The sequence below is a fragment of the Inquilinus sp. Marseille-Q2685 genome, assembly GCF_916619195.1.
Lineage (GTDB): Bacteria > Pseudomonadota > Alphaproteobacteria > DSM-16000 > Inquilinaceae > Inquilinus.
The window spans coordinates 197,384-217,003 of sequence record NZ_CAKAKL010000004.1 but is presented as its reverse complement, the minus strand read 5'-3'; the positions used below and the strand labels follow the sequence as shown (position 1 = coordinate 217,003).

Here is a 19,620-nt window from a genome sequence, read left to right as displayed (position 1 = left end):
GTGTGATCCATATACGTACCTCTGTGCATCATGGTGATCGCTATCAGACTCTGCCCGGTGCACGGGACCGACGGACCCGAGCGGTCGCCCGGCGCGGATGAGAGCAAGTTCGGGCTCAACCGGGCCCGAACCGCCAACCAGCCTCCTCGAGACACTGTCGCGAGGCGACGAGGTCGTTCAGCGTGTCGTCGCTGATCGCCTCGATCACGACTCCCTCCTCATAGCCCATCTCACCCAGCGCGCCGTGGATTTCCGCGAAGCCGATCGCCCCGGTGCCGATCGGATCGTGCCGGGTGGACGCAGGTCCGTATCGCGTGGGCCGGGGCGGCGCTGACGCAGTGGCTCGGCTATAGCGAATATGTCGCCCAGCGGCTCGCCCGAGGCCGGCATTGCCGGCCTGCCGGAGGCCGCCTCCGCGCTCGACCGCATCTCCAGGATACTCGTTCGTCTCAAGATGCCGCGGGCGCTCAAAGTGCTCAACCAGCTCTTCCGGCGGCTCGAGCAGGGGCGATGCCGCGCGCTCGAGGTGCGCGGCGGATGTTGCAGGTCCGACGAGAGGAGTAAGCTCGCCGAAGAAAGGCGAACTGATCCCGGGCGCGGGGCGGGAACAGAAAGATCGAGCCCGCACCAGGTGCCGTTTCAGCCTAGCCGTGGGCCAATACAGCGGAAGGGGATCACGAGCAGGTTGCCTGACGTGGCGCGGCCTTCCTTATCCGCATGAGCTCAGTCGGACTCGGTAGGTGCTAAGGTATTCTGTTGCTCCTTCAGGCGCTCCAGTCTGAAAGCGGAGCCGGCCTCAATATAGATCCACAAAGTCCTGCGCCGATGCGCCGCCTCGCTGACGACGAGGCCGGGAGAGTGGCATAATCAGACATTGTTCACATTACATGAACACGCCCGCCGGCATCGGAAGTCTTCCGAATGAAGGTCCGAACAATTTAGTGAGCGGGGCCGAAGCCCCGGCACGAGCGCGCCGCGGATCACCTGGCGCGTTCTTCGTGGAGCTCGCGGCGACACTCACGATTGCGGGACGGGAACATGACCTACGACCTCATCGTCAATGGCGCGATCCGGCGGGTGGAGGCGGATCCCGACACGCCTCTGCTCTGGGCGCTGCGCGACATATTGGGAATGAGCGGCACCAAGTTCGGCTGCGGCGCCGGCCTGTGCGGCTGCTGCACCGTCCATGTCGACGGCGCGGCGACGCGCGCCTGCCAAACGCCGATCGACTCAGTCGGCGCGTCGCGGATCACCACTATCGAGGGCGTCGCGGCATCCGAGACCGGCCGGCGCGTCCAGCAGGCCTGGCTCGACATGGAAGTGGTCCAGTGCGGCTACTGCCAGCCCGGGCAGATCATGTCGGCAACGGCGCTGCTCACCGAGAATCCCCATCCCACCGATGATGACATCGACGCGGCGATGTCCGGCAATCTGTGCCGCTGCGGCACCTATAACCGGATCAAGGATGCGATCCGTCAGGTGGCGGCTGGACGTCATGCGGTTCGGGAGGGCCGGCAGTGACGAAGCCTATGTCGCACGCTGACATGTCCCGCCGCGCCTTTCTGGCCACCGGAGCGGCCGCTGCAGGCGCGCTGATGATTGGCGTGCCACTCGCAGCCAATTCCGCTGCCGCGCAGTCCCCCGGCCCCGCCGTCTTCGCGCCCGATGCCTTTCTGCGCATCGCCCGCGACGGCGCAGTGACCCTGGTCGTACCTTATGTGGAGATGGGCCAGGGGACCTATACCTCGATTCCGATGTTGATCGCCGAGGAGCTCGAGATCGACCTCGACGCCGTCACCATCGCGCATGCTCCGGCAAATGACGCGCTCTACGCCAACCCGATCATGGGCGATCAGGAGACCGACGGCTCGCTCTCGGTGCGGGCGGCCTGGGAACCGATGCGACGGGCCGGCGCAACCGCGCGTCAGATGCTGATCGCTGCCGCGGCATCAGTGTGGGACGTGGACGCCACCTCGTGCCAGGCCCGCGACGGCGCCGTCGTCCACATGCCAACCGCGCGGCGGATCGGCTATGGCGATCTCGTCGAGCGCGCCGCGACGCTGCCGGTCCCGCATGATGTCCCGCTGAAGACGGGAGGCTTCCGCCTCATCGGCACGCCGCACCGGCGGCTGGACTCGGCCGCGAAGGTACAGGGCGCCGCCCAGTATGGCATCGACGTGCGGCTTCCCGGCATGAAGGTCGCGGCTGTCATGGCCTCGCCGGTGCTCGGGGGACGGCTCGCTACGTTGGACGATAGGGCCGCACGAAAGGTCGGCGGCGTGCGCAATGTGCTGCGCATCGACGATGCGGTCGCGGTCGTTGCCGATCACTGGGCCGCTGCCAGGAAAGGACTCGATGCCCTGGTGGTGGCCTGGGATGACGGTCCGAACGCCGGTTTCTCGACGACGGCGCTGTTCGCGGATCTGGAGACGGCCGCGTCGGACGTTGCCGTCCCCGGCCCGTCCGCCGGCGACGTGGCGGCCGGCCTCGCCCGCTCGGCACACATCATCGAGGCTTCGTACCGCCTGCCGATGATCGCCCATGCTCCGATGGAGCCGCTGAACTGCACGGTCCATTTCCACGACGGAAGGTGCGAGGTGTGGATCGGCACCCAGGCGGCGACGCGCGCGCAGGCAGCGGCCGCCACGGCCGCCGGCCTGCCCATCGAAAAGGTGGAGATTCACAACCAGTATCTCGGCGGCTCTTTCGGCCGGCGGGCGGAATCCGACAACATCACCCAGGCGGTGCTGTTCGCCCGACAGGTCGATCATCCCCTGAAGATCGTGTGGAGCCGCGAGGAGGACACTCAGCACGATTTCTATCGCCCGGCTTATCTGAACCTGCTGAAGGCGGGCCTCGATGCCTCCGGCCGGATCACCAGCTGGGCGCATCGCGTCGTCGGCCCCTCGCCGCTGACGCGCTGGCTGCCAGCCGCGATCCGCAGCGACGGCCTCGATCCCGACGCGATCACCAGCGCGGTCGGCCCCTATGTCTTCGATAACGTGCGGGTTGAATATGTGCGCCGCGAAAGCCAGGCCTATCGATCCGGCTTCTGGCGCGGTGTCGGCACCACGCACAATGCCTTCGTGGTCGAAAGCTTCATGGACGAGCTCGCCGCCGCGGCGCGCATCGATCCGCTGGCGTTCCGCCGCATGCATCTCGCGGACGATCCGCGGCTGCGCGCCGTGCTCGACCTGGCGGCAGAGAAATCGGGGTGGGGGACGCCGTTGCCGGATGCCAGGGCGGGCGAGCGAACGGGCCGCGGCGTCAGCCTCATCCAGGATTTCGGCGGCACCATCCTGGTGCATGTCGCCGAGGTGGCCGTCGACAAACGGGGTTCTACGCGGGTGACGAAGGTCACCTCCGTCGTCGACTGCGGCAGGGTCATCAACCCGGATACCATCGCCGCCCAGATCCAGGGCGGTGCGATCTTCGGCATCTCCGCGCTCTATGGTGAAATCACCTTTGCGGACGGGCGCGTCGAACAGGGAAATTTCGATAGCTACCCCGCCGTGCGGATGGACGAGGCGCCGCGGATCACCGTGCACATTGTCGAAAGCGGTGCCGCTCCCTTCGGCGTCGGCGAGGCCGGCACGTCCGGCATTGGGCCGGCCGTCGCCAACGCCGTCTTTGCGGCGACCGGAAAACGCCTCCGGCATCTGCCGATCACGCCGGAAGCGCTCGGCGGTTAACCCTCGATCTTTGTCTCGTTCCGCAGGTGTCCCATGCGATCAATCACCGGCGTGCTCGCCGCCACCCTTCTGTTTGTCTCGACGATCCAGCCCACCCGAGCCGACGGCGATCCCGCAAGAGGGGAGAGCGTGTTCAAGCGATGCACCGCCTGCCACGCGGCAACGATCCAGAACCGGGTCGGGCCCGGCCTCGCCGGCGTCATCGGGCGGCCGGCCGGCTCTGTCGTCGGCTACAAATATTCGCCGGCGCTGGCAGCGAGCGGCCTCACTTGGGACGAAGCCACGCTCGACCGGTTTCTCGAGGCGCCGACCAGGCTCGTGCCCGGCACACGAATGACCATCGCCTTGCCGAAGGCTGACGATCGTCAGGACGTCATTGCATATCTGATGACACTGGCCTCGACACTTGCCGCGCCATAGTCGCGACGAGTGGCAGTGCCTCATAAGCCGCGGCTGGCAAACACCGCCGTCGCCCAGTCGATGAATGCCCGGACGGGAGGTGAAGCCTGCCGCGACGGTGGAAAGAGCAGGGAGATCGGCACATGGTCGGAGCGGCAATGGGCGAGCACCTCGCGCAAACGCCCTTTGGCGGTATCGTCGGCCGTGATGAAATCCGACAGGCGGGCCAGCCCGAAACCTTCTAGGGCGAGATCCAGCAGCGCGAAGGTCTCGTCGACCACCAAGCCTCCACGCGGCTCGATTGCGTGGGAGACGTCGCCTTCGGTCATCACCCACTTGTCGGGACGGCCATTATGCGCCGAGGAATAGCCCAGCAGCACGTGTCCGGCAAGCGCCGCAACGTCCTGCGGCTCGCCATGGCGTTCCAGGTAGTCGGGCGAGGCGCACACCACCCAGCGATAGCTGCCGACGCGCCGGGTGATCAGGCTGGAATCGGGAAGCATTCCGGTGCGGATGACGCAGTCGACGCCTTCCTGGACGAGGTCGATCAGTCGCTCATTCATGCCGATCGCGATGTCGACATCGGGATAGCGCTCGCGGAACGAACTCAACGCCGGCAGGACAATCGAGCGACCGATAACCGGCGGCATGTCGACTCGCAGACGCCCACTGACGCGCCCGTCCGGACGCAGGCTGTCTTCCGCACCCTGTATATCGAGCAGAATGGCACGGCAGCGCTCGACATAGAGTTCTCCTTCCTCTGTCAGGCTAAGCCGCCGCGTGCTGCGATGCAGAAGCCGCACGCCCAGATGATGCTCCAGGCGCTGCATCGTCATGGTGACGGAGGAGCGAGGCAGGCTGAGCGCCTTCGCCGCCCTGGAGAGGCTTCCGGTCTCCACCACGCGGACGAATGTCTCCATCGCCTTCAGCCGATCCATCCGTCACTCCTGTCAAGCCTGCCGGCAATTGAGATGAGGACTCGTATAAGGGCGTCGCCTACATCCTGCACAACTATGCCTCAGCATGCCCGATATTGGCACTTGACGGTTGCGGAGGGATGAGCATCTCCAGCTTGCGGTGGTTGCAGTGGTGACGCGGCTGGCGAGCGCCTCGAGCAGAACCCTCGGTGTCGAGTTCGACAGCCTTTCGGCAAGGCACCCATGATTTCCTGAAGCTCTATCTCCTGATGCTCATCCAAGCGTCATAGGCTCCAGGAACAGGCATGGCATATGGAGCGTTGATGGCAGTCCCGTCCTCGCGCACGAGGTATTCGAGCGCTGCTCGCGCTTCGGCGCTGATCGATGTCGGGAACGGAGTGGACCGCTGCTGCAGCGTCAATCCGCGTTTCTGGCCACTCATTTGTCTTCCTGTGTCCGTCGTCAGAAGATTTGGCACAACTCGCAGTGTAATTAGCGGAGGGCGGGCCTCGTCTGGGGGGATGTCATGCGGCGAGCCTTTGGTGAAGCGAGCGCCGATGTTCGATGGTCTGCCGCCCCCGCTGCTCCGAAATTGACGGCCCATCAGGCAACCGCCAGCAGCTAGCGCAGCCTTATCGCTGCGTCGTTCCACAAGCACAACACCGTTGGCACAAAAGTTCTCCGCCGGCGAGGGGTGATGACGATGACCAAGCAGACCGCGACATGGCGCCAGAACGGGATTGATCCCGGCTGGTTCATCGCCGAGGGCATCGGATCGGTGAGGAGCAGCAAAGGCTACAATCGGCCGGGTGGCTGATGGTCCCTGTCGGCTTGGCTGCCCGACACCGAGGAGCACGACATCGGGCCGTTCCAATCCAAAGCTCTCGCCCTCAGCGAAGCCGAACGCCTCACGCCGAGCGTCATCGTCAGAACCAGGGTTGATCCCACAGGGCCGCTGAGCGGCCGCTTCCAGTGCTTCCCGGACACCGCTTACCCAATGCTGGACGGCGGTGGGGAAGTACTATGCCGCCTTATTACAGGACGCTGTTCTTCAAAAAATTTCCGATCAGCTGGCCTTCGGTGATGGTGCGCTCTTCTCGATGGCCGTGAGGTCGCGCCTCAAAGTGGGCACGACATGGTCGATGAAGGCTCTCACGACACCTCTGCGCGCGCGATCCGCAGGGAACACAACATGAACCGGAATCGGTGCTTCATAGTCGACGAGCAGGCGTACGAGACGGCCTGCTGCAATGTGCTCAGCCACCTGATACGATCGGGGACGGATGATGCCGTACCCGCGAAGCGCCGCGTCGATGGAAGCGGCCGCGCTATTGACGCTCAGCCGCGTTCGAACCCGAATGGACCGTGTTCGGGCACCCCGCTCGTCCGCCCTGGCGAAGGTCCACAATTCTCCGCCGCTTTCCGCATTCAGGCCGATGCAGTCATGGCGGTCGAGGTCTTTCAAACTCGCCAGCGTTCCGGCGGCGGCTAGATAGGCGGGGGACGCGCAGAGCAAAGTTCGCACCATACCAACTTTAATGGCCGTGAGGTTGGAATCGGGCAGTGGCGCAAGACGTACCGCGAGGTCCACCCCCTCGCCGACTAGGTTAACGACGCGATTGACCGTCAGTACCCGGGCGGAGACTTGAGTATGCTCTCGTAGGAACGTCTCGACCAACGGCATCACCTTCAGTCGGCCGAACAGTTCGGGCGCCGTGAGCACGATTTCTCCCTGAAGCGGGTTTCCTGCCTCGTCCGGCGTGAGCTCCCGCAGTTTAGCCAGAACCTCTCGCCATACAGCGAGATGGCGATCGCCGGCCGGGGTTAGGCTGAGCTTGCGCGTGGATCGCAATAGCAACGTCTCGCCCGCTTCCTGCTCCAGCAACGCGACGGCTCGGGTCGCGGCCGCAGGGGAACGCCCGTAGCGTCTGGCGGAGGCGGCAAGCGAACCTGCCTCCACCGCTGCCACAAACAGCGCCATCGCGTCCAATCGATCCATTGTTTCAGATTCTGAAATTCAGTCGACCGGAGTATAGCCTTCATATCGAGATAGGGAATTCATTATTTTTGACGGGAACCCGCAAGGAGGCAATGTATGAGCCAAAGAATCGAGGTTTTCTCGCGCCGCTCGACACTGGCGATGATTGCTGCGGGCACGATGGCGACGGTTTTGCCTCTGCCGACACCGGCGGCGGCCCGTCCAAAGCTCAAGGGGAATCCAATGTCTTCCGTTCACTACTGCAAACAGCAGGTCGGCGATGTCGAGGTCTTCTACCGAGAGGCGGGGCCGGCTGATGCGCCCGTCATCCTGCTGCTTCACGGGTTTCCGACAGCCAGCCACATGTTCCGCGATCTCATTCCCCAGCTTGCGGACCGCTTCCGTGTCATTGCGCCTGACCTGCCCGGCTTCGGGCAGACAAAGACGCCGCCGCGCGGCGAGTTCACCTACAGCTTCGATGCGCTGGCCAATGTCATCGGCGGCTTCGTCGACGCGATCGGATTGCAACACTATGCACTCTACATCTTCGATTATGGCGCACCAACGGGGCTGCGGCTTGCGATGGCGCGGCCCGAGCGGGTCACCGCAATCATCTCACAAAACGGCAATGCCTATCTTGAAGGCTTCAGCGACGAATGGGGGCCGTGGGAGGCCTATTGGCGCGACCCGACGCCCGAAAATCGCGAGGCCTGTCGCCCATCGCTGGCGCCCGACACAATCCGCAACTGGCAATATGGCACCGGCGCTGATCCTGCCCTGCTCTCGCCCGATGGCTATGAGCTGGACATCGCCTATATGGCGCGACCCGGTGCTGAGGAAATCCAGCTCGACCTGATCCTCGACTATCGCAGCAATGTCGCGCTCTATCCTGATTTTCAGGCCTATTTTCGAACGCATCGTCCGCCGGTGCTAGCGGTCTGGGGCCGCCATGATCCCGCGTTTCTTCCGGCCGGCGCGTTGGCCTACAAGCGCGATCTGCCGGACGCGGAGGTCCATCTGCTAGATACGGGGCACTTTGCACTCGAGACCCATTATCGAGAGATCGCCAGCTATATCCGCGATTTCCTTGGCCGCAAGCTGGGCTAGGTCCGAGAATTTATTAATTATGGGGCCCGAAAATGGTGGAAACCAGATCGCTTTCAGACCACGCTTGCCATAGCGACTGTAGTATCGGCAGCACGCTTATACAGCCAGCGGAAATCCGTGCACAGGGCCGCTTCTCAACCTTTGCGGCCGGGGAGGAGGGGGGCTGATGATGGGCTATTTCGTTGACCTGATTCCGATCGCTGCCGGGTCCCTCGACATGCAGATCGAAGGCAACATCGGCGCTGAAGCGATCAGTCCGCGCGGGGCGCCTAAATTGAGGAGCTCACCGCCGCCGTGCCCGGGCTGGCAGTCCGATGATCGTACACCAGCGGGCATGAGCGTAGATGGTTGCGAGTCCCGCAACCACCTTTGTTATAACTCCCTCGATATCGAGGTCTGACCCAGAGCCCCGCCCGAAAGGCGGGGCTTTCTGCGTTCCGCGGCGCTCACAAACGGAAGGCTAAACCGGCCCCGAGTACCGAGGCCAGGACAGGAGTAGCGCACGTCGCACGCCCGACCACGCCTTCACCGTCGGAGGGGCGGGGCCAGGCCGGTTGGCGCCGTAGCGGTAGGCGCTGCCCACTTCGCCATTCGAGGTCTGCCGCAGGACACGCGCCATGACCGCACACGGCTCGTTGCAGACGGTTGATCGCCTTCCTGGCTTCCTTGAAGCGGACATGTCCGGCGATCCTACCCGGCCCGAAAGTGGGCAGAGCCGTTGTGGTTCGAATCGGGTCAGTATTGCTTTTCGGCGGCGAGGCGATTGCCGCTCCTGGCGCCCGTCATTCGGCCTGGGCCGACCCGGATAGATCGAATCGGGCCATGTCCACCTTCCGGCATCGGACGTGAAGGCCGCTTCAGGGCATCCGTCACTCGACCTGACCGCCCGAGAAAGGGGGGACCGGTCCCGGCCCTGACGCAGCAGCACCGGGAAGCCGCTGCCACGACTGCATGCCGGTCTAGATCCCCAGCAGCTCTGCCAGCGAAGTTCCGGGATACTGGTGCTCGCCCAACGCTTGAAACCGTCAGCGGCCGCTCAAGGCTGACTTGGAATGCGGGCAATCACCTTGATCTCAAAATCGAAGCCGGCCAGCCATGTCACGCCGACCGCCGTCCAGTTCGGGAAAGGCGGATCGCCGATCTCGGCAGATCGGACCTTCATAGCCGTTTTGAACTGCACTTCGGGATCGGTGTGGAAGGTGGTCACGTCGACCACGTCATCGAGCGTGCAACCGGCCGCTGCCAGAACAGACCTGAGATTAGCGAAGGCACGCCGGACTTGTTTCTCGAACACCGGTTCGGGCGAGCCGTCTTCGCGACTCCCAACCTGCCCGGACACGAACAGCAGGTCGCCGGACCTGATCGCCGCCGAGTAGCGATGCTCGTCATAGAGGGCGTGGCGCTGGGCCGGGAAGATCGGCTCACGTGTAGACATCGGGATCTCCTATGTGCGGTGGACAGGTCGCGTCACGTTCCGAGTGAGCGCTGCAGAAAGTCGCGGATGATGACGGCTATCTCCCGATGGTGCGTCTCCAGTGCGAAGTGGCCCGCGTCGAGCAGGTGCACCTCGGCATGCGGCAGGTCCCGCCCTTAGGCGAGCGCTCCTGCGAGAACGAACGCAGGATCGTGACGGCCCCATGCCACCAGGAGCGGCGGGCGGTGTTCGCAGAAGTAGGCCTGGAAGGCGATGGTGCGGGCAGACTGCACTTGGCCGACCCGCCGGCGCGGTGTCGAAGCCTAGGCGAGCGCGCCGGCGTCGGCGTTGAGGATCGTGCCGGTGATCACGCTCGCGGCCGGGCTCGCCAGGAAAACGACCGCATTGGCGATCTCGCGCGGCTCGGCGTAGCGCCCCAGCGACGTCATGCCCCGCTGGAAGTCGGCCGCGTCGCCGTCCGCGGGGTTCGCATCGGTGTCGGTCGAGCCGGGCTGCACCAGGTTGACAGTGATGCCGCTCGGCCCGAGCTCACGCGACAGGCCGCGGGTGAACGAGGTCAGCGCCGCCTTCGAGACGGCGTAGGCCGTCACGCCCGGAAACGGAACGCGCTCGGCGAGACCGGAGCCGATGGTGACGATGCGGCCCCCTGCGCGAAGGTGCGGGATGACAGCCTTGGCGAACAGCATCGGCGCGCGAACGTTTACGTCCATCAGCTTCTGGTACTCGCCGAGGTCCAACTCGGCGAGCGGCCCATAGTAGCCGATCCCCGCGCTGTTGATGAGGATGTCGATGCCGCCAAGCTCGGTCACCGCCTTGTCCACGGCGCGCGTGATCGCCTCGGGATCGGCGCTGTCGGCCTGGATGGCGACGGCACGACGTCCGGTCGCCTCGATCGACGCAGCTACCGCCTGGGCCTTCTCGGCGGAGTTCTGATAGGTGAACGCGACGTCGGCGCCGTTCTCGGCAAGCGCCAGCGCGATCGCGGCACCGATTCCCCGTGATCCACCGGCCACGAGGGCCCGCCTTCCATTCAGATCGATCATTCTCTTTTCCTTTTCTGCCATTCCTGAAGTCGACCGGTCCAGCCGGAGCGCGTGAAGCCGCGACGGGATCACGACGATATGCTCGACATGTTTTGGGGTGGGGTGTCCGCCTTGCTTAGTGGCGAAACCTGCCAAGCTGTGTTGCAGGGAATGGAACGCCGCGATCGGACGGCTTGAGGACAGCGGGTGATCGACGACCCGATACTGCTGCTTCAGCAGAACGGGGAAGACCGATGCGAACGTGCGCGAAAACCTGTATCGCCGGATTCTTCGCCAAGCAGCTTCAGCGCGAGCAGGTAGATGCGCATACCATCTTGAACTCGCGCAGCAGGCCGCAGCCGACCGTCATCACATTCGGCTCGGTGATTCCGATCGGCGCTGCGGCGGCGGACGGTCTCGTCGCCTGACTTATCCCGGTCGGATCTTACCTTACTTTCAGATGCTGGTTTCCGATCCGTCTGGACTTGCTTTGATCAGATACTCGCCGCTTTCTCTAAAACTGCGGACGGTTGCAAAAGTATCTTCCATAAACTGCACGTATGACAGCTTGCCGTTCTCGCCGCGCGCCAGAACCGCGAAGGGTGATGTCACCGTATTGCCCAAGATGTTTGATGTATAAGTAAAGAATCCGAAGATTGCCGCGCCATCCTTATTTTCAAAGCTGTCTTGAATTTGGAAGTCGTCTACCTTCCAATAACGGTTGACGTCGATAAAGGTCCGAACCAGTCCTTCGGCTCCTTCGTTGGTTCCGGCCCAAGGCATGATCTGCTTCAACTCTGCGTTCTCATAGTTGAGCGATACATATATGAAATCATCAGTCGTAAATTGTTTGACGAAATCCAGATCGGTCGGGTTCGACAAGATCGACCGCAGTACCGCCAGAGGCGATGCCGTCGATGCGGGTTCGGCTGTAGACGACTTCTGGGCAAGAGCGTGCGCACGAGTGGCCATTGCAGGTTTCTCCTTTTGGGCAATTCTAGGAATTCAGGTGTCAGCGTTGCGTCAGGCCCGGCCTGAGCGCGATGTGCTTGCGCTCGATGAAATCCTCCAGAGCCGCCAAGCCATTCAGACGGCCAAGGCCGGACTGCTTGAATCCGCCTTCCTCGGTACTGTCGTAGACCTTCGCCCAGTCATTGATCCACACCGAGCCAGCTTCAAGCGCCTGCGCGACGCGCAACGATCTATCTACATCGCGAGTCCAAACGCTAGCCGATAATCCGTACTCATTGTCATTGGCGAGTTGAATCGCGTCCGCCTCATCAGAAAATCGCTGGATCGTCAGCACCGGACCAAAGGTCTCCTCTTGGATGATGGTGAGACTATTGTCAGAGACTTCCAGAAGGGCTGGACGAAAGAAGGCTCCATTTGCAAGCGAGCCGACTTTGATGGGACCGCCACGTTCGACCACCTTGGCTCCGGCTGCGATCGCAACCTCGACGACACGATCGACTCGCTCGACGTTAGCCCGATCGATCAAAGGCCCCATGTCGCTGGAGGGATCTGCGGCTGGGCCGACCTTGACATTGCGTAACCGCTCAGCCACGCCGTCACGAACGGCCTCATATTTTCCATCCTGCACGAGCAATCGAGATCCCGTCATGCAGAACTGGCCACCGAACACGGTCAGCGCCTTTTCCAGAATTGGCAAGGCGGCATCGAGATCTGCGTCGTCAAAGACGATCATTGGCGTCTTACCGCCGAGCTCCATTCCGAAGCGCTTGAGATACCTCGCGCCGGTGCTGCTGATGGCGCGGCCGGTACGGGTTGAGCCGGTGAAACTGACAACCGGCACCTCCGGTGAGTCCACGAGATACGCAGAGCCTTCCGGGCCGCTTTCAAAAAAGAGATTAATCACGCCGTTGGGCAGGTCTTCTGCTTCGGCCATGACCTCCGCCATGACGCTCGCCGTCTGCGCCACTTGCCCTGGAAGCTTGATGATCGTGGTGCAACCGGCAGCAAGCGCGGGGGCAAGCGATCGGATCGTCAGAATTACCGGAGAGTTCCAAGGTGCGATGACCGCCGCGACCCCCATCGGTTGCCGAAGGATCAAGGAGATGCTGCCAGGCTTTGGTGTCATTGCCCTCCCGCCTTCGACCAGAGCAGTCGCAGCCGAGTAGCGAAGTTTGCTCGGAACCATGTCCAATTCGAACGCGGCCTCGCCCTTCACCTTGCCGTTCTCCAACGACAAAATTTCAATTAGTTTGTCTCGATTGCGCTCGAAGGCGCGCGCTAGTTGCTCGAGCACGCGAGCTCGCAATTCGTGATCATGCGCCCACATGGTTTCACGGAAGGCTTTGGAGGCTGCCGTCACTGCCGATCTCGCCGCCTCCAAGCCCTGGTCCGGATAGTGTCCAATGACATCATATGTCGCGGGGTCGATTGAGACTTTGGACAGGCCCTCGCGGCGCTGAGAGCCGTCGATCCAGTTGAAAGCTTTGCGGCTTGCCGCGCTGTCAGGCACCATCGTCATATCTCTGTTTCCTTGAATTTGTGGGCGACCGTCTCAAGGCGATGAGATCTTGGCCGTGCTCTCGATTCCCGCCGCAGACGGGACTGTTGGAATATCCCGATGGCCGTCCGGACAGCAGGCTCGCTGATATTGGTGACGATCGGCACTATCATGAGCGTTGCGCCGAGCGCCCGTAGCGGCAGTGGCCAGCCCTTCATGCAGTCGCCCGTAAGTGAGACAACCAGGAGGACGATGGGAAAGACGGCGAGCCAAACCGTCACCGTCTTTTTCAAGCGTTCAGATATCGCCTGCCGCACCCATGCCATTGCCCGCTTGACCCGTTATCCGACGCGCTGAGCGATCAACGATGGAAGGACATCTGAGTGAGTGTGGGACATGGGTAACTTCCCCGAAGCTTAGCTCGACGATTCGGCGATGATCTGCGTCAGCGCGTTCTTGACTCTCTTTGTGGAGGATCGCGGCAATTGACGAAACGGGGGTATCAGTCGCATCATACCGGACATAATGTCGGCAATCCTTTCAATTGAGTCCCTCAGCGCTCTCGTCGCCTTTTCGGTGGCCGTGGAGACCGGAAGTTTTGCGGCCGCAGGGAGAAGGCTTGGGCTATCCGCATCAGCCGTTGGCAAAGCGGTGGAGCGGCTTGAATCGCGTCTAGGTCTGCGATTACTGAACCGTACAACCCGATCGCTAGCCGTGACCGGCGAAGGCGACGTCCTGTATCGATATGTCGCGCGAATTTTGAAAGATCTACAAGATGCAGAGCAAGAGCTTCATCTTCTCCAGAAAGCACCGCGAGGTCGCCTCAAGATAAGCGTGCCTACGGTGTTAGGACGCAAAGTCATTATGCCTGCACTTCGCGATTTTCAGACGCGCTTTCCTGACGTGACGACCGACGTCAGCCTCGATGACGTAAAGGTCGATATCATCGAAGGTGGATATGACGTGGTGCTACGACTTGGTGAACTGGACGATTCGACGCTGCGCGCGCGAAGGATCGGGCCGCACACGTTCATCACGTGCGCCTCGCCTGAATATCTTGCTCAGCACGGGATCCCTCAAAGTCCAGCAGAGCTCCATGAGCATTGTTGTATACAATATCGTTTTCCTACGACCGGTCGGCCTGAGATATGGGCGTTTAAGAATTCACACCAGACGAAGCCGATCAAGCCTGCCATCATTTTGAACGATGGCGAGGCACTCGCATCCGCTGCACTTGGTGGGTTGGGGATTATTCAGGCGCCAAGCTATCTCGTAAGAGAGGACATCGCGGCGGGGCGTCTTCAGACCGTCCTTGCGGATTACACGGACGAACGCGGCAGTGTTTCGCTTGTTTGGCCTCCAAAGTCGGCGCGGCTTCCGAAAGTTCGTGCATTCATCGACTTTATCGCTGAGCGAGTCTTCGAGAAATTATACTGAGCAGGCTTGCCAAGAGTTGGCGTCCATACTCCATCGCAGCCGCCGCCACCCTGCTCGCGGCCCGGGTCTGGCCCACCAGCGATCCGGACACCTCGAGCATGTGCATGAGGACTTGGCCCTGGACGACCCGCATCTTGCGGACGCGGTCCACGTCGCGGGCGGGCATCGTCATGAGCTCGCCTTCGTGATCGACCGGCGCCACCCAGAGTGGCCCCGTCCGGTGCGAGCCGGAGACGGCCCTCAGGTCAGGGCGGTCGCCGATTTGTAGCGAGGAGGTCGACGACCGCATTCGCGCGCCCAGCCGTCAGCCCGGCCGGCCGCGATGGGCGGAAAGCGGACTGACGTGAGATCCGTCATACCAGGGTATCCAGGATCGAGACCGTTCCAGCGCAGAGCTGCCGACCTGCCACGATGGATCACCTGGTACAAACTCCAGCGCGCCCATTGTAGCCTCCACGAACGAGCCCCTTCCCAGGCTCTCGCCGGAACAACCTGACCTAGCGAACTGCAATGGCGCGCGACGCACCTGAGCTCAGGCCTGCGCGGTTTTCGCCTCTTCCGAGTGGTGTCCGAAGCATTCGATCAGCATCTCGATGAGCACCCGGATTTTGCGCGACGGAAGTCCAGGGGGGCGGACGACGTATATGCCTAGCGCGGGAACGGGATACCGTGGCATCACTTCCACCAGCGCGCCCGAGTCCAGATGCTCCTGGATAAGCTTGACGGGAAGAATTGCGACGCCGATCCCGGCGAGCGCGGCAGCGACGAGGGCGGCGCCGTTGTCGGCCTTGAACCGTCCTCGCGGCCTGATTGCGATGACCCGGTCGCCGTCCAGGGCGGGCCATGTCTCCGTGCCCTGCATCAACGCCTCGTGCTTCACAAGTTCCTCGGGCGTCTCCGGCGATCCGTGCTTCTCGATGTAGGCCGGCGTCGCGACGTACTTGGCATGGAGCGGGCCGATCTTCCGCGCGATCAGGTTCGAGTCGGTCAGCTTGCCCACTCGGATCGCGCAGTCGAACCCCTCGGCGATGAGGTCGACAAAACGGTCCGTATAGCTCGCATGCACCTGCAGCTCGGGATGGCGCTTCGCCACCTCGGCGAGGACGGACGCGAAATGCGTCGGCCCGAATGACAGCGGCGCCGCGATGCGCAGGCGCCCACGCAACTCGCCCGCCGGGAGGATTGTTTCCCTGGCGGCGTCGATATCGGCGACCACGCGCGCGGCATGGTCCCGGAACGTCGCTCCCGCTTCGGTAAGTGACGCGCCGCGTGTCGACCGGGCGAGAAGTTGGACGCTCAGTTCCGCCTCGAGCCGGACGAGCCGCCGGCTGACCATCGATTTGGATACGCCGAGCCTGCGGGCGGCGGGCGTGACCCCGCCTGCATCAGCCACTTCGACGAACGTCCGAAGATCATCGATGTCCACTCGGCGTTCCCCAATCTGCGACACAGCACCTCGGCAAGCGACGCTACCGCGCCGGAAGAAGGAATGGCAACACCTCGGTCGGTGACTTCGACCCAGCCGAAATCCCTCAAGATCTCCGTAACAATCCAGCAGAGAAACGCCATGACCTTCCGCAACGGCCTTGACTCGCTCCTTCGACCCGAGGACTCGGTGCTCGTCCTGATTGATCACCAGCCCTATCAGCTCGCGAACGTGAATAGCCACGACCCGCAGGCGGTGGTGAACAACACAGTGGCGCTTGCGAAGATGGCCAAGGCCTTCAAGGTCCCCACGATCCTCACCAGCGTCATCGCGGGTCGTGGCGGCTTGCTTTTCAAGCAGCTGACTGACCTTTTCCCCGATCAGAAGGTCATCGACCGCACCTTCATCAACACCTGGGAGGACAAGCCGACTGTCGATGCGGTCAAGGCGACCGGCCGCAAGCAGCTGATCATCGCCGGTCTGTGGACTGAGGTCTGCGTCGCGATGCCGGCGATCCATGCGGCCGGCGAAGGCTGGGACGTGACGGTGGTCACCGACGCCTGCGGTGGCGCGTCAGTCGAGGCGCACCAGGTTGCGATCCAGCGCATGATCGCGGGCGGCGTGAACATGATGACGTGGATGGCGGTGGGTTCGGAGTGGCAGCGCGACTGGGCGCGCCTCGACACGGCCGCGCTTCTGCCGGACATCCTGGTCGACCACTGTGGTGGCGCGGGTATGGCCTATCTGTGGGAGCAGCAGCTGCTCAACACTCCAGTCGGCCAGGCAGGCTGACCGAATTGGGTGACAAGACGAGATCGTCCGAAATGCAGGAGCACGCAACCATATGAAAAGGCTCTCGAAAACGACAGGGCAGCTCGCAGGCGTTGCTGATGCGCAAGCTGAGATCGAAGACGCACTGCAAACATACGAGACTGCGCTGAACGGCTCGGATGTCGACACGGTGTCAACCGTGTTCACGGCGGACGGCGTCTTCATGGCCCCGAACAGCCCCTCGGCGGTTGGAACCGATGCCATCCGGGCCGCCTACAACGGCATATTCCAGGCCATCGCCTTCGAGACCGAACTGACGGTGGCGGAGATCGTGCAGCTCGCGTCGGACTGGGCGTTCGTGCGCACAAACTCGAGTGGATTCGTGACTGTACATTCCATCAAGCAGCGCGTGCCCGACGCGAACCACGAACTGTTCGTCTTCAAGAAGGGCGATGACGACCAGTGGAAGATAGCCCGTTACTCCTTTGCGTCGACGCTCCCGCCGCCTCGGTGACGGCGCCCATGTGACCGGCCGCTCAGGTGGGTGAAGTGGATGTCCTGATCTGCGGCGCCGGGAGGGCAGGCCTCACACTTGCCATCGACCTTGCCCGCCGGGGCGTGTCCTGCCGCCTGATCGATAAGCTGGCGGAATCTTTTGCCGGTTCTCACGGCAAAGCGTCCAGCCCCGCACTCAGGAGATCTTCGAGGGCTTCGGGATCATTGAGCGTGCCGTTGCGGTGGGCACTCTACGCCGGGCCGTGCTTATCCAGCCTCGGCCATCCACTGCACCGCGTCCTCGCCGGCCGGGATCCTGAGCGGCGCGTGCGGGTCGGTGGCGGCCCGCCAGACCGCCGCAGCCACATCGGCGGCACGGGTGACCGGACCGTTGTCGTCGCGGAAACGGGCGATCATGCCTTCGATCAGCGGCTTGTAGTCGGGATTATCGAGCCCGCGCAAATGCGGCATGGCGTTGTTGCCGAAGTTCGTTTCCGGCGAGCGGCCGGGGAGCACGATATGCACACGCACGCCGAACGGCTCCATCTCGACCGCGAGGCTCTCGGTAAGCGCGTTCATCGCCGCCTTGCTCGCTCGATAGACGCTGACCAGCGGCAGCGGCTTGAGCGTCACCGTCGACGTGACATTGATGACCACTCCGCGACGGCGCTCGCGAAAGCCGGGCAGGATCGCCTGCAGCATCGTCAGCGTGCCGAGCGTATTGGTCTCGAATAGCTGCCGCGCCGTTTCCGGCTCGATCAACTCGATCGGCACGGCGGCGCCGAACCCCGCATTGTTGACCAGCACGTCGATCTCACCGGCCTGTCCGAGCGCGCGTGCGATGCTGCCCCGATCAGTGACGTCCAGCGGCAGGACGACGAGATTGGCGGATGCGGGCAGGATGTCGGCTTTGGGCTGGCGCATCGTGGCGACGACCTTCCAGCCCTTCTCGAAAAACAGTTTCGCGGTTTCGAGGCCGAAGCCCGAGGAGCAACCGGTGATGAGGACGGTGGGCATGGAAGCACTCCGAGTTGGTTGGCGGTCACCGGGATATGGCGAAAGGCCGTGAGACCACCTATGGTCAAGAGTCCGTGATACATTTGCGATAGTCCTGTTATGACCATTGACCCGCTTGCCGAGATCGTCACCTTGCTCCAACCCTCGGCCAGCTATTCCAAGCTCGTCGAATATGCCGGCCGGTGGCGCCTCCGCCGCGACATCGAGGGCAAGCCGGTGTTCTTCGCGGTACTAGAGGGCGAATGTCGGGTCGTATCGTCCGCCCGGCCGCCGATCATCGTGCGCAAGGGCGATTTCGTGCTGTCGCCCGTGACCAAGGATCATGTCGTCGAGAGCATCGAGGCACCGCCGCACGGGATCGGGATGACGCCGACGGAGATCGGTGAGGGGCGATTTCGGGTCGGGCGGCCCGGCGAGCCGGTCAATCTCAGGATGCAGGTCGGGGTCTGCAGCTTCGCCTCGCCCGATGCAGCCCTGCTCGTCTCGCTGCTGCCAGCGATGATCGTTGCCCGCGAAGAGCCGCGGCTTGCCCTGCTGCTTCAGCTGGTGGGCGACGAGACGCGCCACGCCCGCCCGGCGCGGGAGCTGGTGCTGGAGCGGCTGCTCGAGGTCCTGCTCATCGAGGCGCTGCGGTGCGGGGCAGACATCCTATCGGTGCCGAGCCTCGCGCGGGGGCTGTCGGACGATCGCCTGGTATCCGCCTTGCGGGCCATGCATGCGCGGCCCGCGCACGGCTGGACCGTGGCCGATCTCGCCGCCGAGGCGGCGATGTCGCGGTCCGCCTTCTTCGCGCGCTTCAGTCGCATCGTCGGGTTGCCGCCGATCGAATACCTGCTGACCTGGCGCATGGCGCTCGCCAAGCGGCTGCTACGCACGCGAGAGATGGCGATCGAGCATGTCGCCGCGCAAGTCGGCTACGGCTCTGCGAGCACGTTCAGCACCGCGTTCACCCGCCATGTCGGGGTGCCGCCGACGCGATATGCCCGGGAGATGCTCGCGGTATAGCGGCGGCGGAGAGCTTTCTAGGCCTGCGCCCGGCATCAACGTCCTAGCGAACCGGGCCGCCGCCGCACCTGCTCGCGGATCGAAACCGTCATGTCGCGGGTGCACAGCCCGCATCCCGGGCCGCGAGCGCGAGGACGAGGCGATCGTTGAGCGCCTCGTAGTCGAGCGCCAAGTCCTTCCCGCCCGACAGCGCGTCGATCCGCCGAGTCTGGCCGATCGAAAAGGTGAAGGCTCCCTTCGAAGGGGATCGGTCGTCTTCGAAACGTCATTCGATCAAGCGGGGCACCCTCCGTACCTTGCTTCGGGTTGCCCTCTCAACGCCGCCGCGACCGACCGGCCTTTTCTCAGCGATCGAGCTCTTGTCTGCTTTTCACCCTTTGCAGCCGTGGGGCAGGGGCCGTCACTGTGCCATTGGGCCTACTTAGAAGCCGTTCGCTGCCGGCTTCCCG

General features: G+C 63.4%; 19 protein-coding genes and 1 pseudogene. 12 read left to right on the top strand and 8 right to left on the bottom strand.

All coding sequences use genetic code 11. The features are described from left to right. The first annotated feature begins 1,038 nt into the window (after nt 1-1,038). Genes LG391_RS21085 through LG391_RS21075 form a run of 3 tightly spaced genes read left to right on the top strand, consistent with a single transcriptional unit; the run spans nt 1,039 to nt 4,112 of the window. Nucleotides 1,039-1,521, top strand: a complete 483-nt coding sequence (locus LG391_RS21085) for a (2Fe-2S)-binding protein (RefSeq protein ID WP_225770012.1) — start codon at nt 1,039-1,041, stop codon at nt 1,519-1,521. Between the two features lie 23 nt (nt 1,522-1,544). After that, nucleotides 1,545-3,692, top strand: a complete 2,148-nt coding sequence (locus LG391_RS21080; protein ID WP_225770011.1) for a xanthine dehydrogenase family protein molybdopterin-binding subunit — start codon at nt 1,545-1,547, stop codon at nt 3,690-3,692. Nucleotides 3,693-3,725: 33 nt separating this feature from the next. Beyond that, a complete protein-coding gene (locus LG391_RS21075) occupies nt 3,726-4,112 on the top strand; it encodes a cytochrome c family protein (RefSeq protein WP_225770010.1) in 387 nt (128 codons plus the stop codon). A 20-nt stretch (nt 4,113-4,132) separates the two neighbouring features. On the opposite strand, the gene LG391_RS21070 is transcribed toward LG391_RS21075, so the two are convergent. After that, nucleotides 4,133-5,029 (bottom strand): LysR family transcriptional regulator, encoded by an 897-nt coding sequence (locus LG391_RS21070; protein WP_225770009.1) that lies wholly within the window; start codon nt 5,027-5,029, stop codon nt 4,133-4,135. A 1,045-nt stretch (nt 5,030-6,074) separates the two neighbouring features. Then, complete coding sequence (locus LG391_RS21065) at nt 6,075-6,989, bottom strand: LysR family transcriptional regulator (RefSeq protein WP_225770008.1); 915 nt, start codon at nt 6,987-6,989, stop codon at nt 6,075-6,077. A 114-nt stretch (nt 6,990-7,103) separates the two neighbouring features. Between LG391_RS21065 and LG391_RS21060 the strand changes: the two genes are divergently transcribed. Together LG391_RS21060 and LG391_RS21055 are read left to right on the top strand one after the other, a co-directional pair. After that, nucleotides 7,104-8,093 carry an alpha/beta fold hydrolase gene (locus LG391_RS21060; RefSeq protein ID WP_225770007.1) on the top strand — a complete coding sequence of 330 codons (990 nt, stop codon included), beginning with the start codon at nt 7,104-7,106 and terminating at the stop codon, nt 8,091-8,093. 166 nt (nt 8,094-8,259) lie between these two features. Then, entirely contained in the window at nt 8,260-8,493 is a 234-nt protein-coding gene (locus tag LG391_RS21055; protein WP_225770006.1) for a hypothetical protein, read from the top strand. Between the two features lie 636 nt (nt 8,494-9,129). On the opposite strand, the gene LG391_RS21050 is transcribed toward LG391_RS21055, so the two are convergent. Both LG391_RS21050 and LG391_RS21045 read right to left on the bottom strand, forming a co-directional pair. Continuing rightward, nucleotides 9,130-9,528, bottom strand: coding sequence for a RidA family protein (locus LG391_RS21050; RefSeq protein WP_225770005.1), 399 nt, complete (start codon nt 9,526-9,528; stop codon nt 9,130-9,132). Nucleotides 9,529-9,830: 302 nt separating this feature from the next. Continuing rightward, complete coding sequence (locus LG391_RS21045) at nt 9,831-10,571, bottom strand: SDR family NAD(P)-dependent oxidoreductase (RefSeq protein WP_225770004.1); 741 nt, start codon at nt 10,569-10,571, stop codon at nt 9,831-9,833. 233 nt (nt 10,572-10,804) lie between these two features. Here LG391_RS21045 and LG391_RS21040 point away from each other — a divergent pair, with 233 nt between their 5' ends. After that, nucleotides 10,805-10,978 (top strand): hypothetical protein, encoded by a 174-nt coding sequence (locus LG391_RS21040; RefSeq protein WP_225770003.1) that lies wholly within the window; start codon nt 10,805-10,807, stop codon nt 10,976-10,978. A gap of 28 nt (nt 10,979-11,006) precedes the next feature. Here LG391_RS21040 and LG391_RS21035 read toward each other — a convergent pair whose 3' ends face one another. Further along, on the bottom strand, nt 11,007-11,522 hold the full coding sequence (locus LG391_RS21035; protein ID WP_225770002.1) for a nuclear transport factor 2 family protein: 516 nt from the start codon (nt 11,520-11,522) through the stop codon (nt 11,007-11,009). Nucleotides 11,523-11,562: 40 nt separating this feature from the next. Then, complete coding sequence (locus LG391_RS21030) at nt 11,563-13,041, bottom strand: aldehyde dehydrogenase family protein (protein WP_225770001.1); 1,479 nt, start codon at nt 13,039-13,041, stop codon at nt 11,563-11,565. A gap of 99 nt (nt 13,042-13,140) precedes the next feature. Between LG391_RS21030 and LG391_RS21025 the strand changes: the two genes are divergently transcribed. Both LG391_RS21025 and LG391_RS21020 read left to right on the top strand, forming a co-directional pair. Continuing rightward, nucleotides 13,141-13,377, top strand: coding sequence for a hypothetical protein (locus LG391_RS21025; RefSeq protein WP_225770000.1), 237 nt, complete (start codon nt 13,141-13,143; stop codon nt 13,375-13,377). Between the two features lie 168 nt (nt 13,378-13,545). Next, on the top strand, nt 13,546-14,457 hold the full coding sequence (locus LG391_RS21020; protein WP_225769999.1) for a LysR family transcriptional regulator: 912 nt from the start codon (nt 13,546-13,548) through the stop codon (nt 14,455-14,457). Between the two features lie 532 nt (nt 14,458-14,989). On the opposite strand, the gene LG391_RS21015 is transcribed toward LG391_RS21020, so the two are convergent. Continuing rightward, the gene (locus LG391_RS21015) at nt 14,990-15,883 is read right to left on the bottom strand and encodes a LysR family transcriptional regulator (protein ID WP_225769998.1); all 894 of its coding nucleotides are present in this window, start codon (nt 15,881-15,883) and stop codon (nt 14,990-14,992) included. 141 nt (nt 15,884-16,024) lie between these two features. On the opposite strand from LG391_RS21015, the gene LG391_RS21010 reads away from it, so the two are divergent. The 3 genes and pseudogenes from LG391_RS21010 to LG391_RS34745 form a co-directional block, all read left to right on the top strand. Then, complete coding sequence (locus LG391_RS21010; protein ID WP_225769997.1) at nt 16,025-16,675, top strand: hydrolase; 651 nt, start codon at nt 16,025-16,027, stop codon at nt 16,673-16,675. 52 nt (nt 16,676-16,727) lie between these two features. Next, the gene (locus LG391_RS21005; RefSeq protein WP_225769996.1) at nt 16,728-17,168 is read left to right on the top strand and encodes an SgcJ/EcaC family oxidoreductase; all 441 of its coding nucleotides are present in this window, start codon (nt 16,728-16,730) and stop codon (nt 17,166-17,168) included. 26 nt (nt 17,169-17,194) lie between these two features. Then, nucleotides 17,195-17,263 (top strand): annotated as a pseudogene (locus LG391_RS34745) (hypothetical protein); the annotation flags it as partial. A gap of 153 nt (nt 17,264-17,416) precedes the next feature. Here the strand turns inward: LG391_RS34745 and LG391_RS20995 are convergent. Further along, a complete protein-coding gene (locus LG391_RS20995; RefSeq protein WP_225769995.1) occupies nt 17,417-18,166 on the bottom strand; it encodes an SDR family oxidoreductase in 750 nt (249 codons plus the stop codon). A 99-nt stretch (nt 18,167-18,265) separates the two neighbouring features. Between LG391_RS20995 and LG391_RS20990 the strand changes: the two genes are divergently transcribed. Continuing rightward, entirely contained in the window at nt 18,266-19,171 is a 906-nt protein-coding gene (locus tag LG391_RS20990) for an AraC family transcriptional regulator (protein ID WP_225769994.1), read from the top strand. Nucleotides 19,172-19,620 lie beyond the last annotated feature (449 nt).